This window comes from Oleiphilus messinensis (genome assembly GCF_002162375.1).
Lineage (GTDB): Bacteria > Pseudomonadota > Gammaproteobacteria > Pseudomonadales > Oleiphilaceae > Oleiphilus > Oleiphilus messinensis.
In genome coordinates this window covers 5,331,075-5,346,977 of sequence record NZ_CP021425.1, presented here as the reverse complement: position 1 = coordinate 5,346,977, position 15,903 = coordinate 5,331,075, and the positions used below count along the sequence as shown (strand labels likewise).

General features: G+C 48.3%; 14 protein-coding genes. 13 read left to right on the top strand and 1 reads right to left on the bottom strand.

The window, feature by feature from the left end:
* Nucleotides 1–8 precede the first annotated feature (8 nt).
* The 5 genes from OLMES_RS23190 to lpxC all read left to right on the top strand — a co-directional run bounded on the left by OLMES_RS23190 (nt 9) and on the right by lpxC (nt 5,543).
* On the top strand, nt 9–944 hold the full coding sequence (locus OLMES_RS23190) for a D-alanine--D-alanine ligase (protein WP_408635165.1): 936 nt from the start codon (nt 9–11) through the stop codon (nt 942–944).
* 127 nt (nt 945–1,071) lie between these two features.
* A complete protein-coding gene (locus OLMES_RS23185; RefSeq protein WP_198343093.1) occupies nt 1,072–1,959 on the top strand; it encodes a cell division protein FtsQ/DivIB in 888 nt (295 codons plus the stop codon).
* Between the two features lie 34 nt (nt 1,960–1,993).
* On the top strand, nt 1,994–3,229 hold the full coding sequence (gene ftsA, locus OLMES_RS23180; protein ID WP_087463438.1) for a cell division protein FtsA: 1,236 nt from the start codon (nt 1,994–1,996) through the stop codon (nt 3,227–3,229).
* A 41-nt stretch (nt 3,230–3,270) separates the two neighbouring features.
* Nucleotides 3,271–4,428 (top strand): cell division protein FtsZ, encoded by a 1,158-nt coding sequence (ftsZ, locus tag OLMES_RS23175; RefSeq protein ID WP_087463437.1) that lies wholly within the window; start codon nt 3,271–3,273, stop codon nt 4,426–4,428.
* A gap of 200 nt (nt 4,429–4,628) precedes the next feature.
* Nucleotides 4,629–5,543, top strand: coding sequence for a UDP-3-O-acyl-N-acetylglucosamine deacetylase (lpxC, locus tag OLMES_RS23170; RefSeq protein WP_087463436.1), 915 nt, complete (start codon nt 4,629–4,631; stop codon nt 5,541–5,543).
* 52 nt (nt 5,544–5,595) lie between these two features.
* Here lpxC and OLMES_RS23165 read toward each other — a convergent pair whose 3' ends face one another.
* Nucleotides 5,596–6,051, bottom strand: a complete 456-nt coding sequence (locus tag OLMES_RS23165) for a DciA family protein (protein WP_087463435.1) — start codon at nt 6,049–6,051, stop codon at nt 5,596–5,598.
* 273 nt (nt 6,052–6,324) lie between these two features.
* On the opposite strand from OLMES_RS23165, the gene OLMES_RS23160 reads away from it, so the two are divergent.
* The 8 genes from OLMES_RS23160 to ribA all read left to right on the top strand — a co-directional run bounded on the left by OLMES_RS23160 (nt 6,325) and on the right by ribA (nt 15,858).
* On the top strand, nt 6,325–7,269 hold the full coding sequence (locus tag OLMES_RS23160; protein ID WP_087463434.1) for a M23 family metallopeptidase: 945 nt from the start codon (nt 6,325–6,327) through the stop codon (nt 7,267–7,269).
* 347 nt (nt 7,270–7,616) lie between these two features.
* Nucleotides 7,617–10,358: a preprotein translocase subunit SecA gene (secA, locus tag OLMES_RS23155; protein ID WP_087463433.1), complete on the top strand. Its 2,742-nt coding sequence runs from the start codon at nt 7,617–7,619 to the stop codon at nt 10,356–10,358.
* An 80-nt stretch (nt 10,359–10,438) separates the two neighbouring features.
* The gene (gene argJ, locus OLMES_RS23150; RefSeq protein ID WP_087463432.1) at nt 10,439–11,656 is read left to right on the top strand and encodes a bifunctional glutamate N-acetyltransferase/amino-acid acetyltransferase ArgJ; all 1,218 of its coding nucleotides are present in this window, start codon (nt 10,439–10,441) and stop codon (nt 11,654–11,656) included.
* 157 nt (nt 11,657–11,813) lie between these two features.
* On the top strand, nt 11,814–12,878 hold the full coding sequence (locus OLMES_RS23145) for a Nudix family hydrolase (RefSeq protein ID WP_157678487.1): 1,065 nt from the start codon (nt 11,814–11,816) through the stop codon (nt 12,876–12,878).
* A gap of 79 nt (nt 12,879–12,957) precedes the next feature.
* Nucleotides 12,958–13,437: a cyclic pyranopterin monophosphate synthase MoaC gene (gene moaC, locus OLMES_RS23140; RefSeq protein ID WP_087463430.1), complete on the top strand. Its 480-nt coding sequence runs from the start codon at nt 12,958–12,960 to the stop codon at nt 13,435–13,437.
* A gap of 44 nt (nt 13,438–13,481) precedes the next feature.
* Entirely contained in the window at nt 13,482–14,486 is a 1,005-nt protein-coding gene (moaA, locus tag OLMES_RS23135; RefSeq protein WP_087463429.1) for a GTP 3',8-cyclase MoaA, read from the top strand.
* Nucleotides 14,487–15,152, top strand: a complete 666-nt coding sequence (locus OLMES_RS23130; RefSeq protein WP_087463428.1) for a retropepsin-like aspartic protease family protein — start codon at nt 14,487–14,489, stop codon at nt 15,150–15,152.
* Between the two features lie 85 nt (nt 15,153–15,237).
* On the top strand, nt 15,238–15,858 hold the full coding sequence (gene ribA, locus OLMES_RS23125; RefSeq protein ID WP_087463427.1) for a GTP cyclohydrolase II: 621 nt from the start codon (nt 15,238–15,240) through the stop codon (nt 15,856–15,858).
* Nucleotides 15,859–15,903: the final 45 nt, after the last annotated feature.

Sequence of the window (15,903 nt, the reverse complement as noted above, 5' to 3'; positions counted from 1 at the left end):
TCTCGCCCTTGTCTCAGGAAGAGCGATCCCGGCTTGTTGCAAAAGCAGGTCGGGTCGCACTTTTTTTCGGTGGTCAGTCTGCCGAGCGGGAGGTATCGCTAAACAGTGGGCAGGCGGTTGCCGCGGCGCTGGAATGGCTGGAAATTGAGCACCTGATGATTGATACGGGGGACGTGTTTCCCGGGCCTGAAGTGCTGAAGGATGTCGACCGGGTATTTCTGGCGCTTCATGGTCGAGGCGGTGAGGACGGTACAATTCAAGGTTATTTGGAAGCGCTCCAGATTCCCTATACCGGGAGCGGTGTAATGGCTTCCGCGTTGGCAATGGATAAAGTCAGGACGAAACAGCTTTGGCGTGGGCTGGAGCTGCCGACTCCGGATTTCTGTGTCTTGTCGGAGTCTGAAGATTGGGTATCTGTGATGCAGCGCCTGGGTCCCGTGATTTGTGTGAAACCTGCCCATGAAGGTTCAAGCATTGGTGTTCAGAAAGTTAAATCCGTTGCAGAACTGCAGGCTGCATTTATGGCTTCGGCGGCGTTAGATACTGAAGTCATCGCAGAAACCTGGGTGGAAGGGCCGGAATACACGGTAGGGATTTTATCCGAAGGTGCGTTACCGGTGATTGGTTTGAGTACGGATCATGTGTTTTATGATTACGACGCCAAATATCTTTCAGATGACACCCGTTATTTACTGCCGTCAGGTTTGAGTCAGGAAGAAGAGTTGGCATTGCAACAGCTTAGTCTTGATGCGTTTAATGCGGTTGGCTGCAAGGGCTGGGGCCGAGTGGATGTCATGCGGGATCAAGAGGGTCGATTCTGGTTGCTTGAGGTCAATACCATTCCGGGGATGACTGATCATAGTTTGACGCCAATGGCTGCCCAGGCGGCTGGAGTCGATTTTAATGAATTGGTACTGAGAATTCTGGCCAGTAGCTACGCGTAACTTTAGGTTTTGGGTATTGATCTAGCAGCACACAGGCATAGTAGAGACGGTAACGGGTATGAATCTTCCGGTTAAAAAAAAGAGTAACTCGCCAAATCGTAAGCCTACTGCCCGAGCAGGGAAAGTTTTGAAAAAGAAAGGCGCATCCGGAGCGAGACCCAAATCTCCGTCGCCGTTAGTGGTATTGCGAAGTGATATCCGCCAAGCAATAACAGGTCTTGTAGCAACAATCAATGCTGTGGTGCAGTGGCTTGCGCGACATCAAATTGCATTGTTCAGAATCGCTGGTGTGACTGCACTGGTATTTATCGTTCAAGGATTGCAGAACGTTTTTTACAGTCAATTGGATGATCCAATTGAACATGTCCAGGTATCGGGACAACTCGATTTTATCCATGAGCCGACCTTAAAGCGGCAAATGGAGACGGTCCTGGGACAGGGCTTTTTCAGTGTTGATATTGACCAGTTCAAGTTCGATCTGGAGCGCCTGCCCTGGATTGACAAGGCCTCGGTCCGACGGGTTTGGCCGAGAAAAATTGAGGTGCATGTCATTGAGCAGATACCCGTTGCTCATTGGCGGGTAAATGGGGAAAACCAGACAGAACGAATGGGATTGCTGAATCCCTATGGTGAAGTTTTTGCGCCTTGGGCTGTTGCTGAAGGAAGTGAGGATTACCTATCGTCATTACCGCGTCTGGTCGGGCCAAAAAATCAGGCTCAGGAAGTATTAAGAGAATACGCAGATATTCGGAAAACACTGGATGCGCAAGCGATCGCGCTTCAGGTACTGGTGGTCGAAAACCGGGGGGCAGTTTCGCTGACCCTTGAGAATGGAGTAGAAATTCGTTTAGGGAGAGAAGATGTGACCGAAAAACTAGATCGATTTGTCCGGGTCTATCAGAACTATTTGCGGGATAAATCGGAAAAAATAGAAATGATTGATGCACGCTATACCAACGGTATTGCTATTAAGTGGCGACTCATCGAGGACGCGTCGGAAGTAGCCAAAGGTTAGCCTATTTATTGGATCAACACAGGATCGAATTTACATGTCAGGGTTGGAATCAGACAACATGATCGTTGGCTTGGATATCGGCACATCCAAAGTTGTGGCTATTGTCGGCCAGAAGACACCCGAAGGTGATATCAATATTGTTGGTATTGGTTCTCACCCCTCAAAAGGGTTGAAGCGCGGTGTCGTGGTAAATATTGAAACAACAGTTCAGTCAATTCAGCGCGCCATAGAAGAGGCGGAACTGATGGCGGGCTGTCGCATACATTCGGTATACGCAGGCATTGCCGGGAGCCACATTCGAAGCATGAACTCCCATGGTATTGTCGCCATTCGGGATCGGGAAGTGCTTCAGGCGGATATTGATCGGGTAATTGATGCTGCTCAAGCCGTGGCCATTCCCGCAGATCAAAAGATTCTGCACATCATTCCCCAGGAGTATGTGATTGATAATCAGGAAGGTATCAAAGAACCGTTGGGAATGTCCGGGGTGCGACTGGAAGCAAAAGTTCATTTGGTGACCTGCGCAGTGAACGCGGCACAAAATATTGAGAAGTGCGTTCGCAAATGCAATCTCGATGTTGACGATATCATTCTTGAACAGTTGGCTTCCAGCTATGCCGTCCTGACCGATGATGAAAAGGAACTGGGGGTTTGCCTGGTTGATATCGGGGGGGGGACCACGGACATCGCGATTTTCACTGGCGGGTCAATTCGTCACACCGCAGTTATTCCGATCGCGGGAGACCAGGTTACAAACGATATTGCAATGGCATTGCGCACGCCGACTCAGAATGCGGAAGAAATTAAAATTAAGTATGCCTGTGCGTTAACGCAGCTCGCGGGTGCAGAAGAGACAATCAAGGTGCCCAGTGTGGGTGAACGCCCACCAAGAGATCTTTCGCGGCAAGCATTGGCTGAAGTTGTGGAGCCCCGTTATGAGGAACTGTTTACGCTTATTCAATCGGAACTGAGACGCAGCGGTTATGAAGAGCTGGTCGCGGCCGGGATTGTATTGACCGGGGGAACTTCCAAGATGGAGGGCGTCGTTGAGTTAGCCGAAGAGATTTTCCACATGCCGGTTCGTTTGGCATCTCCGCAAGGTGTAACAGGCCTTGCTGATGTAGTGAACAATCCGATGTACTCAACAGGGGTTGGCTTGTTGATTTATGGTTTCAAGCAAATCGATTTAGGCCGGGTACCTGCCACCCGGCCAGAGAGCTCCGTAAACTGGGTGGAAAAAGTAAAGAGCTGGTTTACGGGTAATTTTTAAAACGAAAAACAATAGAAGAAATCAAATCAGGAGATAGGAAAATGTTTGAGTTGATTGATAATCTGCCCCAAGAAGCAGTAATAAAAGTTGTGGGTGTTGGCGGTGGCGGCGGTAATGCTGTTCGGCACATGCTGGCATCCGATATTAGAGGTGTTGAATTCTATTGTGCCAACACTGATGCCCAGGCGTTGAAAGACCTGGATGCAAAGTCTGTGATTCAGCTGGGAAGCAATATTACAAAAGGATTAGGGGCGGGCGCTAACCCTGAGGTTGGGCGTCAGGCTGCGATGGAAGATAAAGAGCGTATCGCAGAATCGCTTAAAGGCGCTGATATGGTTTTTATCACCGCGGGTATGGGTGGCGGAACCGGCACTGGAGGGGCTCCAATTGTAGCCGAAGTGGCTAAGGAGCTGGGCATTCTAACGGTCGCCGTTGTCACTAAGCCGTTTCCATTCGAGGGCGGTAAGCGCTTAAAAGTAGCAGAGGCGGGACTGGCCGAGTTGTCCGGATATGTGGATTCATTGATCACAATTCCGAATGAAAAACTGCTGACAGTATTGGGCAAGAATACCAGTCTATTGGACGCGTTTGGTGCTGCGAATGATGTTCTATTGGGTGCAGTACAGGGTATTGCGGATTTGATAATCCGTCCGGGTATGATCAACGTTGACTTTGCTGATGTGAAAACAATCATGTCGGAAATGGGCATGGCGATGATGGGTACAGGAACAGCTTGTGGTGAAAATCGTGCGCGTGAAGCTGCTGAAGCGGCCATTCGCAGTCCACTACTTGAAGATATCAATCTGCAGGGCGCGCGTGGTATTTTGGTTAATATTACCGCAGGTGAGAACTTGAATCTGGGTGAATTCTCAGAAGTGGGTAACATCGTGGAAGAGTTTGCATCTGAAGCTGCCACAGTTGTTGTAGGTACAGTAATAGATCACGATCTGACCGACGAGTTGAAAGTAACCGTTGTCGCAACTGGATTGGGCGCATTGTCTGATAAGCCGGTCAAAGTGGTGGATAATAGTAAAGCAATTGATGGTAAAACTGATTACAATCAGTTAGATAAGCCTGCTGTTATGCGTCGTCGCCCAATGAGTCAGGGTAATACCGCAATTGATGAGAAGAGTGTAGATGTGGAAAAAGGTGTAGAATATCTCGATATTCCTGCGTTCCTTCGACGTCAAGCGGATTAGTCTCGACGGTCGGCGCGCGGTAACAAATTTGCAATATTTGGTTATTGAAGATTGGTTTCTTAGACTGGTTTTTGATATTATGCGCGCTCAATTTTTGAGCAGTTATTCGCTCGTTTCAATTCTAGGTTGTGTACTCCAGTCTATACGGTGTATTTTCAGCCCCTGAAACGGCAATTATGAAGGAAGCAAATAGAAGCCCTATGATCAGACAGCGAACTTTGAAAAACGTTATTCGGGCTACTGGGGTTGGTTTACACTCCGGTGAAAAGGTGTATTTGACCTTGAAACCAGCTCCGGTTGATTTCGGAATCGTATTTCGCAGAACGGATCTGGATCCGGTTGTAGAAATTAATGCGTCTGCGGAAAATGTGGGTGAAACACTCCTCTCAACGACGTTGGTGAAGGGTGATGTCAAAGTGGCTACTGTAGAGCATTTGTTGTCTGCTATGGCTGGGCTTGGTATCGATAACTGTATCGTTGAGTTGAGTGCACCTGAAGTGCCGATTATGGATGGTAGTGCAGGGCCGTTTGTGTTCCTGATTCAATCTGCGGGCATAGCGGAGCAGGAAGCTGCAAAACAGTTTATTCGCATAAAAGAAGAAGTCACGGTTGAAGATGGCGATAAAAAAGCCACATTCAAACCCTTTGATGGTTTTAAAGTCGGGTTTGAAATCGATTTTGACCATCCGGTGTTCAAAGGCCGTAAGCAGGAAGCTATGGTTGAGTTCTCCAGTACTTCGTTTGTGAAGGAGGTGAGTCGTGCCAGAACTTTCGGTTTTATGCGCGACATTGAGAAACTCCGTTCCATGAATCTCATTCTCGGTGGCAGTGTCGACAATGCGATTGTGGTGGATGAATTTCGAGTTCTAAATGAAGATGGTCTGCGTTCTGATGATGAGTTCGTCAAACATAAGATGCTTGATGCAATTGGTGACCTTTACCTGCTTGGCAAGAGTTTGTTAGGGGAGTACCAAGGGTTTAAGTCAGGGCATGACCTGAACAATAAACTGTTGCGTAAGTTGATGGCAACTGAAGGCGCTTGGGAGTTGGTAACCTTTGAAGGTGAAAACGAAGCGCCCATTTCATATGCCAAGCCTGCATTTGCCTGTGCGTAATAATGACTCGCCACGGGAGATAATTTCCTGAGCGAGTGATGAAAGAAAGTACCTAGTCTGGAGCCAATAGCCCGCGTCTAGCGAGCTTCTCCAGGGTGTATTTTAAGTCCTTATCTTCTGTGTGCCCGGCTTCTTCCAAAAGAAGCTGGGCATTTTTTTTGCTCAACCGCATAGGCTCTCGTTTTTTCGGAGCTGGCTGCCGGTCTGGCTTCACCTTCACATTAATTCGGGACAAGTGCTGAAATGAGGGATGGTTACGCAAACGGGTCTTGATAGTTTGCATTTCCATACGGAACAGCGTTGCACTACTTCCGGAGGGGACATTTACCGATAAGACTTTGTCTTTGTATGTTCTGATTTGAACGGAGCCTTTCAACACATCGGGCACAGCCTGATTCAGTATTCCTGTGAGACGCTCCATCGTTCCTGCGATTCGAAAAAGCCTCGAAAGTTCGGGTTGTTCCCGTGTGACTTCATTTAATAATGGAGGACGTTTATTGGTATTCATCAGACCTGCTTACTAAATTGTAACTGTAATTAATGTATCGTTAATCGAGCAATTTGGTTAAAATAGCGCCCACTTAGACAAAGACTACTTGTAAATCAGAATGATACCTTTCTACACGAATAAACCCGTATGGTCAGGCCTGATTAGTGTGTTTTTAAATCTGTAAGAATATTTTAATATTCAGAGTTGCTCACTTTTTTCTTAAGCTGGATGTGCTTTAATTAAAAAGTGTGCTTTCTCTTGGGAACCCGTCAGCTTCCGAATAAGTCGATTATGAATATTATCATCGTCAGCCGTAAAAATGGACAATCCAGGCCCTTGGTGTTAGGCAAAACCTCGATTTTGTTGACATCATTGTTCGTTACCATACTTATGGTAACCATTTTTTTTGCCGGAGCCAGCATTTTGTCATTGCAATGGGGGACTGAACGGAAAGGCAACCTGGAAAATCAAAATGTGATCGATGCCTGGGAGACTATGCTGAAGTCCCAACAGGAAGATTTGAGTCTGGTTCGCCTTCAGGCGAGTGAACAAATCGATGCCATCACGTTGAGAATGGGGGAGCTGCAAGCCCGTATTACTCGTCTGGATGCATTGGGGCAAAGGTTGACTGAAGTCGCGAAGATGGATAATGGCGAATTTGACTTTGAGGCCCCCCCTGCCGTTGGCGGTCCTGTAAGTTCGGTGGAAGAAGAATCCTATGCCGTATCGGAATTGACTGCGGTGCTGGACGCTCTGGAAGCGCAGATCAGCAATCGGGAGGAACAGCTGGAACTGCTGGATGAAATGTTTGTGAATCAGCAAATTGAGCGGCAAATGTTTGTTGCCGGTCGACCCATTGTTAAAGGGTGGCTTTCATCTCATTACGGCTACCGAACCGACCCGTTTAATGGAAAGCGAGCATGGCATGCCGGGGTGGACTTTGCTGGCAAGGAAGGGAGTGACATTATCGCGGTGGCTTCAGGTGTTGTCACTCGAGCGTCGGAGCGTTACGGTTACGGGCAATTAATTGAAATTAGCCACAGTGGCAATGTTGTTACGCGCTATGCCCATTGTAAAAAACTGCTCGTAAAAGTCGGTGATGTGGTTCAAAAAGGCCAGGTTATCGCAAAAATGGGGAGTTCGGGGCGATCGACGGGTCCCCATGTCCATTTTGAAGTGCTAAAGAACAACAAAACATTGAATCCCGCCAAGTTTATCAACCGAGCCAGTCGCTGACCTGTGATTCCCGGACAGGCCTTTTGGCCAAGCCGTTAACTAATTCCTGTGTTAGGTTTTGTCTCTGTGTGTAAATCGGAGTAGAATCCTCTGTCGTTGGCAGATTGCTTGAATTCTGAATTCTGCAATTACTTCGTCGATAATTGAAGTGATTGCAGAGTTTAGTTAATCATACTGACGGTGTTGGGTTGCGCAAATTGATCGCTGGCCGGGTTTTCTGTTAAAGCCATTCTGATACAAGTAATAGCGGTATCGTAAAAAATGTTGAAAAGAGTGTCTGTTATAGTCCTTGGGAAAGAGGAATCCAAGACACTTACTTTGATTACAAAAGGCAGCTAAAAAAGGTTATGTTTTCATCACTGGTAAAGAAAGTATTCGGTAGTAAAAACGCCCGCGAACTGAAGCGGATGTCCAAGGTCGTAGCAAAAATCAACGCGATGGAAGAGGAAATTTCGGCGCTCGATGATGCTGCATTGAAGGCGAAGACGCTTGAGTTCAAGGCGCGACTTGAAAAAGGCGAAACACTTGACCAAATACTGCCTGATGCGTTCGCCGTAGTTCGTGAAGCAGGTAAAAGAGCTTTGGGCATGCGCCACTTTGATGTCCAGCTCATCGGGGGAATGACGCTCCATGAAGGGCGTATCGCAGAGATGCGTACCGGTGAAGGTAAGACGCTCGTAGCGACTTTGCCTTGTTACCTGAATGCACTTTCTGGAAAGGGGGTGCACGTAGTCACAGTGAACGATTACCTGGCGAAACGTGATTCCGGCTGGATGAAGGGGCTGTTCGAGTTTCTTGGGCTGACAGTCGGGGTCATCTATTCCGGACAGTCTCCGGTGGAAAAGCAACAGGCATATCAGGCCGACATTACCTATGGAACCAACAACGAGTTTGGTTTTGACTATCTTCGGGACAACATGGCGTTTAGCCCGCAAGACAAGGTTCAGCGCAAACTGAATTTTGCGATAGTGGATGAAGTGGATTCCATATTGATTGATGAGGCCCGTACACCGCTCGTTATCTCCGGAGCGGTTGAAGACAGCTCCAAACTATATCAGCAAATCAATGGTCTGGTTCCCATGATGAAACAGGCGGAGCTGGATGAAGAAGGTAATCCTGGCGCGGGTCATTACACGCTGGATGAAAAGAGCAAAAATGTCGAGTTGACTGAAGAGGGTCACACGTACGTAGAGGAGCTTTTAGCCAGTAAAGGGCTTCTGGAAGAGGGAGACAGCCTTTATTCTGCTGTCAATTTGAGCTTGTTGCACCACATTCACTCCGCTTTACGTGCCCATAAACTATACCAGAGAGACGTCGATTATATTGTTCAGAACAGTCAGATCGTGATTGTTGACGAGCATACAGGCCGAACAATGGCAGGACGGCGTTGGGGTGATGGATTGCACCAGGCCATCGAAGCGAAAGAAGGTGTGAAAATACAGGCAGAGAGTCAAACTTTGGCTTCAACCACTTTCCAGAATTACTTCCGGCTGTATGAAACGCTTTCCGGGATGACCGGAACTGCGGATACAGAGGCCTATGAGTTCCAGCATATTTATGGTTTGGATGTGGTTGTGATCCCAACCAACAAGGATATCCAGCGTAAAGACTTCAATGATTTGGTTTATTTGACTCAAGAAGAAAAGTTCCAAGCCATCATAGATGAAGTCAAAGATACGGTGGCGGAGCAACGCCCTGTGCTTGTGGGCACCGCGTCAATTGAAGCATCTGAGTATTTGTCTCACTTATTGAAAAAGGCTGGTATACAGCACAACGTTTTGAATGCGAAGCAGCATGATCGCGAAGCACATATTATTGCTCAAGCCGGGCGTCCCGGTGCAGTAACGATCGCGACCAATATGGCCGGACGTGGTACTGACATTGTCCTTGGCGGAAATTGGGAGTCTGAGGTTGCGGAACTAAAAGAGCCGGATCCCAGCCAAATTGAAAAGATCAAGCGGGACTGGCAACAGCGACATGAAACGGTACTGCAGTCAGGTGGTTTACATATCATCGGTACAGAGCGTCACGAGTCCCGTCGAATAGATAACCAGTTACGTGGTCGTGCGGGTCGTCAGGGGGATCCCGGGTCGAGTCGCTTCTTCCTTTCGCTGGAAGATAACCTGATGCGTATTTTCGCTTCTGACCGGGTGAAAAACATTATGCAGGCCTTGGGCATGCAGAAAGGCGAAGCAATTGAGCATCGAATGGTGAGCAATGCGATAGAGAAAGCGCAGCGCAAGGTTGAAGGCCGTAACTTTGATATCCGTAAAACATTGCTGGAATACGACGATGTGGCGAACGATCAACGTCGTGTCGTTTATGAGCAGCGCAATGAAGTGATGTACTCTGAAGATATTTCGGATATGGTTGCGGTTATTCGTGAAGATGTTGTGAATGACCTGGTGAGCCAGTTTGTTCCGCCGCAGAGTCTTGAAGAACAGTGGGACATTGCTGGACTTGAAAGGCAGCTCGAATCGGAAATGGGCGCAGCATTACCGGTTCAAAAATGGCTTGATGAAGACGACAAGCTGCATGAAGAGACGCTTAGACAGAAAATTCTTGATGAAATTGCGAGTGCTTATCGTGGCAAAGAAGAGATTGCCGGAGCCCAGACCATGCGCAATTTTGAAAAACAGGTCTTTTTGCAAATTCTTGATACGCTCTGGAAAGAACACCTTGCTGCGATGGATCACCTGCGTCGAGGTATTCATTTACGGGGATACGCACAGAAAAACCCGAAACAGGAGTATAAACGAGAAGCCTTTAATCTGTTTGAGGGCATGCTTGAAACACTGAAGCACGATGTTATTCGGGTGACTTGTCATGTTCAGGTTCAGCAGCCCGAAAAAATGGAAGAGGTTGAGCGTCGCCGGAAGGAAGAGCTCGAACAACAAATGCGCGGTGCCCAGGCGCGTCACGATGAAACGCCGGATACGGATGACATGAGCGAAAACCCCGAATCTGCAGCGACGGAGCAGGGTGATCATGAGCCTTTCGTTCGGGATGGTCGAAAAGTAGGTCGAAATGAACCTTGCCCTTGTGGATCCGGGAAGAAGTTCAAGCAGTGTCATGGTAAAGCAGCCTAATGTCGTTGCGATACGGAATTTTGGTTTGTTGTGATGACCCGGTTTGACCGGTTGAATAGTAATTGAATGGTAGGGCGAGCATGGCCGTTGGTGATGGTAATATTGGGACTTTGTATCCTGTTTCGGGGTTAAAACTGGGGATTGCTTCGGCAGGTGTTAAAAAGCCTGGTCGTAAAGATCTCGTGGTCATGTCGATAGCGCAAGGTTCGACGGTTGCCGGGGTGTTTACCAAAAATTTGTTTTGTGCGGCGCCGGTCACGATCGCGAAAGATCACCTTGCAAGAGCAACACCCCGTTATCTTTTGATCAATACCGGAAACGCGAATGCAGGTACTGGTTCTTCGGGTATGGTCAATGGGGAGCGATGTTGCGCTGCGTTGGCTCAGATTGCAGGGTGCGAAACCGAGGCAGTTTTACCATTCTCCACCGGTGTTATCGGGGAACCGTTACCCGTTGATAAGATTGTCAATGCATTGCCAGCCGCAATGGAAAATCTTGATGAAGGGCAGTGGTTGGCCGCCGCAGAAGGCATAATGACCACGGACAGCCGACCAAAAGCATGTTCGGTTCAAGTGGATCTGGATGGTTGCTTGATTACGATCACGGGAATCAGCAAAGGGGCGGGAATGATATGCCCGAACATGGCTACTATGCTTGGCTTTGTTGCTACAGATGCGGCAATCGATACGCCTACCTTGCAAAACTTGGTGCGGCAGGCTTCCGAGCATTCATTTAATCGAATAACTGTCGACGGCGATACATCTACTAATGACGCTTGTATGCTCGTTGCAACCGGCGCTGCAGGCAATGAGCGATTACTGGAGGGGACTGCCGCGTACTCCAAGTTTGAAGTTGCCCTCAGAAAGGTTTTTTTGTCTTTGGCACAGGCGATTGTCAAAGATGGTGAAGGTGCGACCAAGTTTGTAGAGGTTCGGGTGTCCGGTGCTCGCGACGAAAAAGACGCACTCAAAGTAGCTTACGCGATCGCGCACTCTCCTCTCGTAAAAACCGCGCTGTTTGCGAGTGATCCCAATTGGGGGCGAATTTTAGCAGTGGTTGGACGAAGCGGGCTTGAAAACCTGGATCTTAATCAGGTCAATATCTGGTTGGGCTCTGCCCAAATCGTTGAAGATGGAGGCCGAGCGTCCGCTTACAGCGAGGAACAGGGTCAAGCTGTTATGAATCAGGACGAGATTCTGATTCATGTTGATCTTGGGGCGGGCACAGCAGTTGAGTCCGTCTGGACAACAGATCTATCCCATGACTATGTCCGTATTAATGCAGAGTACCGCACCTAATTCCCATGGCTTTTTGATACTCTGATGCACCCCAAGCATTTTCCAATCTCCGCTTGGGGTGTTATATGCTGATAATCTTGTCTTTACACCTGCAATCTTTGTGATGGCTCCGAGAGTTGGTCACGATGCTTCCATTTCTGATTCATGGTCTATTTATATGTCTGGTTTTATTGATGCTCACGCAAAGAAGCGCATTCATGTTGCAGTAGGGGTTGTCGAACGAGATGGCCTGATCCTGTTAGCGAAACGGCCAGACCACGTGCATCAAGGGGGCTTGTGGGAATTTCCCGGTGGCAAGGTAGAGCAAGGCGAAACGGTGGAAGTGGCTCTGGTTCGGGAATTATCGGAAGAGCTGGGAATTCAAGCGAACCCCTCTGCGCTGATACCACTCATTCAGATCCATCATGATTATTCTGATAAATTAGTCTGTCTCGATGTTTGGCGCGTCCCTGAATTTTTTGGGCACCCTCAAGGTGTAGAAGGGCAGCCTGTTGAATGGGTGCCGATTGAACAGCTGGGGCTATATCAATTCCCCCAGGCAAATGTTCCCATCATTGCTGCGCTGCAGCTTCCTCAGCGTTATTTAATCACCGGGTCGATAACTGATCCCGAAGCAGGATTTCATAAGTTAAAGGCTGTGTGTGAGCGGGCTGCAATCAAGTTGGTACGAGTGAGGCGGAGCGAATTGACGCTGGATGATTACGGCATCTTGGTGATGCGTTTTGGTGCCTGGTGTCAACAGGCTGGCGTTCATCTAATGATCGATTTTGAGTTATTTACCAGTTTGTTCAAGCAAAATGGGTCCAGTGCTATTGATTCGCTGTTGCAGAATGGTATTTCAGGCGTTCATCTGAGGAGCCGGGAGCTACTTGCCGTAAACAGTAGTGAGAGCAACGAGGACGAAGATGGCGTTTCTGGCGCACTGGAAGCGTTCAGCGCTGCGGGTGGAAGGCTAGCTGCATCCTGTCACAATAAAGATGAAATCGAGCACGCTGAAAGTTCAGGTATGACTTTTGTCGTGTTATCTCCAATTGAAGCCGCACGCTCCCATGATGCGGGGCCTGAGCTTGGTTGGAACGCCTTCCGGGGGCTCGTTGCTGCTGCCAAGCTTCCGGTTTATGCGCTTGGCGGGATGACGGAAGCATCTCTGGAAAAGGTTATTTCCTTTGGTGGGCAGGGAATCAGTGCTGTCTCGGAATGGTGGCACGGTGAGACGCGTTGATGGCGGTTGCCTGGCTATGGTGAATTTGGCATTGTTATACGCTTTGTGATAAAACCAAGTTATTTAGTCGAGAATATTTATGTCCGAATTTACGCATCTGAATGAGCAGGGTGAAGCCCATATGGTGGATGTCGGTGATAAAGACATCACTGAGCGTTCCGCGCGTGCAACTGCAATTGTAAAAATGCAGCCAACAACATTAAAGATGATACTGGATGGTAGCCATAAAAAAGGAGACGTTTTAGCGACATGTCGAATTGCTGGAATTATGGCTGCTAAGAAATGCCCGGACTTGATCCCGCTCTGTCACACGTTGCTGTTGACCTCTGTCAAAGTAGAGTTGCACCCTGAGCCGGATAATTCCGGTATCCGGATTACAAGTTTTTGTAAACTTTCGGGCAAAACCGGCGTCGAAATGGAAGCATTAACGGCGGTGAGTGTTGCTGCATTAACGTTGTATGATATGTGTAAGGCTGTCGATAAAGGGATGGTGATTTCTGACGTTAAGTTAGTGGAAAAGTCCGGTGGGCGTTCCGGGCATTGGCAGGCTGAGGGCTAAAATCCAACGCCAAAAGCTTTAACTGCTTCAAGAGGTGTAACCTGATGGAATCCAATAGTACTGCGCAATTAATTGATCGATTTGGTCGACAGGTGACTTATGTCCGGTTATCTGTTACAGATCGATGTGATTTTCGCTGTGTTTACTGTATGGATGAGGAAATGACATTTCTTACTCGTCAACAGGTTCTCTCGCTGGAAGAGCTGGCACTGGTTGCCAAAGCCTTTGTTGGTCTTGGTGTGAAAAAAATCAGGCTCACTGGGGGCGAGCCGCTTATTCGGCGCAATGTAATCCAGCTGGTTCAGGATATCGGAGCTCTGGATGGTCTACAGGACTTTACGCTCACCACTAATGGCTCGCAGTTACCAAAATATGCAAATCAGTTAGTTTCAGCAGGCATGAGCCGAATCAATATTAGTCTGGACAGTCTAAAGTCTGATCGTTTTCGCGAGTTGACCCGGACGGGAGATCTGGATCTGGTGTTGCAGGGAATTGAAGCTGCGCGCAGTGCTGGATTCAAAAAAATAAAGTTGAACTCCGTGATTATGATGGGGCGCAATTTCGATGAGGTGTTGGATCTGGTTAATTTTGCCTGTGAGAAAGGTCTGGATATCAGTTTTATAGAAGAGATGCCCTTGGGCCAGATTACTGAGCATAGTCGGGCCGAGGCATTTTGTTCCAGTGATGTGCTCAGAGACAAGATTTCAGAGCAATATACGTTACTTGAATCGACAGAGTCCACTGGCGGACCCAGTCGCTACTTCAATCTGGCTGGAAGTGACACGAAGGTCGGTTTCATTTCGCCACATAGCCATAATTTCTGTGGTGACTGTAATCGCGTCAGGGTCACCGCTGAAGGTCGCTTGTTGTTGTGTTTGGGGAATGAACATTCGGTGGACCTCAAGGCTGTCATCCGTAAATATCCCGATGATGTTGCACGCCTTCAGGCGACCTTGCTTGATGCCATGTCGATCAAACCGGAACGACATTATTTCAGCCATGAGGAAGACCCACAAATCCTTCGCTTCATGAATATGACAGGAGGGTAAATGGTAGCGCGGTTGGCGAGTACTGCTTTCCTTTCGATAATATCTGTATTGCCAGGATTGGTTCCTGTAACTGCAGCAGAAGCGCTACGGATTGAAATTCAAGCTTTGTTTAAGGGTAAGGCCATGATTTCTGTGAATGGTCAGCCAGGACAATTAATGCGTGTCGGCGATACCGGCCCGAATGGTATTAAATTGCTGTCAGCGACCAGTCGAATTGCGACAGTTGAGGTGGCTGGCGAGTCTATGGAGATTGGCTTGTCACAAACTGTCTCGACGCGTTTTGCCCAGCCCCAGACCCGGTATGCGAATATTGCCCGAGTGAATGCCCATTATCCGGCAATGGGTAGCATTAATGGCTTACCGGTGCGGTTTCTGGTTGATACCGGGGCCACGATTATCGCGATGAATAGGCAGCATGCAAAACGTTTGGGAATTCAGTTTCGATTGGAAGGTACTCCGGGTAAAGTGGCGACCGCATCAGGAGTAGCAACTTATTATTCGGTGACGCTGGATCGGGTCAAGGTCGGAGAGATCGAACTGACAGGCGTGGAAGCAGGTGTACTTGATGGTGATTCGCCCGATATGATTTTACTTGGAATGAGCTTCCTCAAAAGACTGGAAATGGTTGAGAAAGACGGCGTATTGCAATTAATACAACGCTTTTAGATTGGGAAATTAGTCGTATGAAATGTGTTAAGGGGCTCACATTCTGGTACAATCCTTGGCCTGCAAAAATTACTGAGGAATATGCGTGTCTGTTCGATTTGTAGCTAGTTGTCGTCTCCCGACGCCATTTGGTGAATTTAATATGCACGGGTTCGAAGAAATCGACACCGGTAAGGAACATATTGCTTTGACGTTTGGTGATGTTCGATGTGGGCAGCCTGTTTTGGCGCGAACTCACTCAGAGTGCCTGACCGGGGATGCATTGTTCAGCATGCGTTGTGATTGTGGGTACCAGTTAAACGAAGCGCTGCGTTCGATAGCCGAGGCTGGCTGCGGTGTATTACTCTACCTTCGACAGGAAGGGCGGGGAATAGGTTTGTTGAACAAGATCAAAGCCTACAACCTTCAGGATCATGGTGCGGATACTGTGGAGGCCAATGAGCGACTCGGTTTTGCGGCTGATTTAAGGGATTACAGCATGTGCAAAGCCATGTTGGATCATGTCGGGATTTCCCAGATTAAACTGATGACCAATAACCCCCGTAAAGTGGAAGCACTCAAGCGTTATGGTGTCGAAGTTAATGAACGGGTGCCGTTAGAAGTGGGGCGAAACCCGCACAATGAAGGCTATTTGTCCACGAAAGCGAAAAAGCTGGGGCACCTGTTAGTTACCCATCAGGATGATGAGCCACCTGAAACGGTCTAGGGCTGAATAACTTAGCAGCTATCCATACCGCTAAGTTATTCCCTG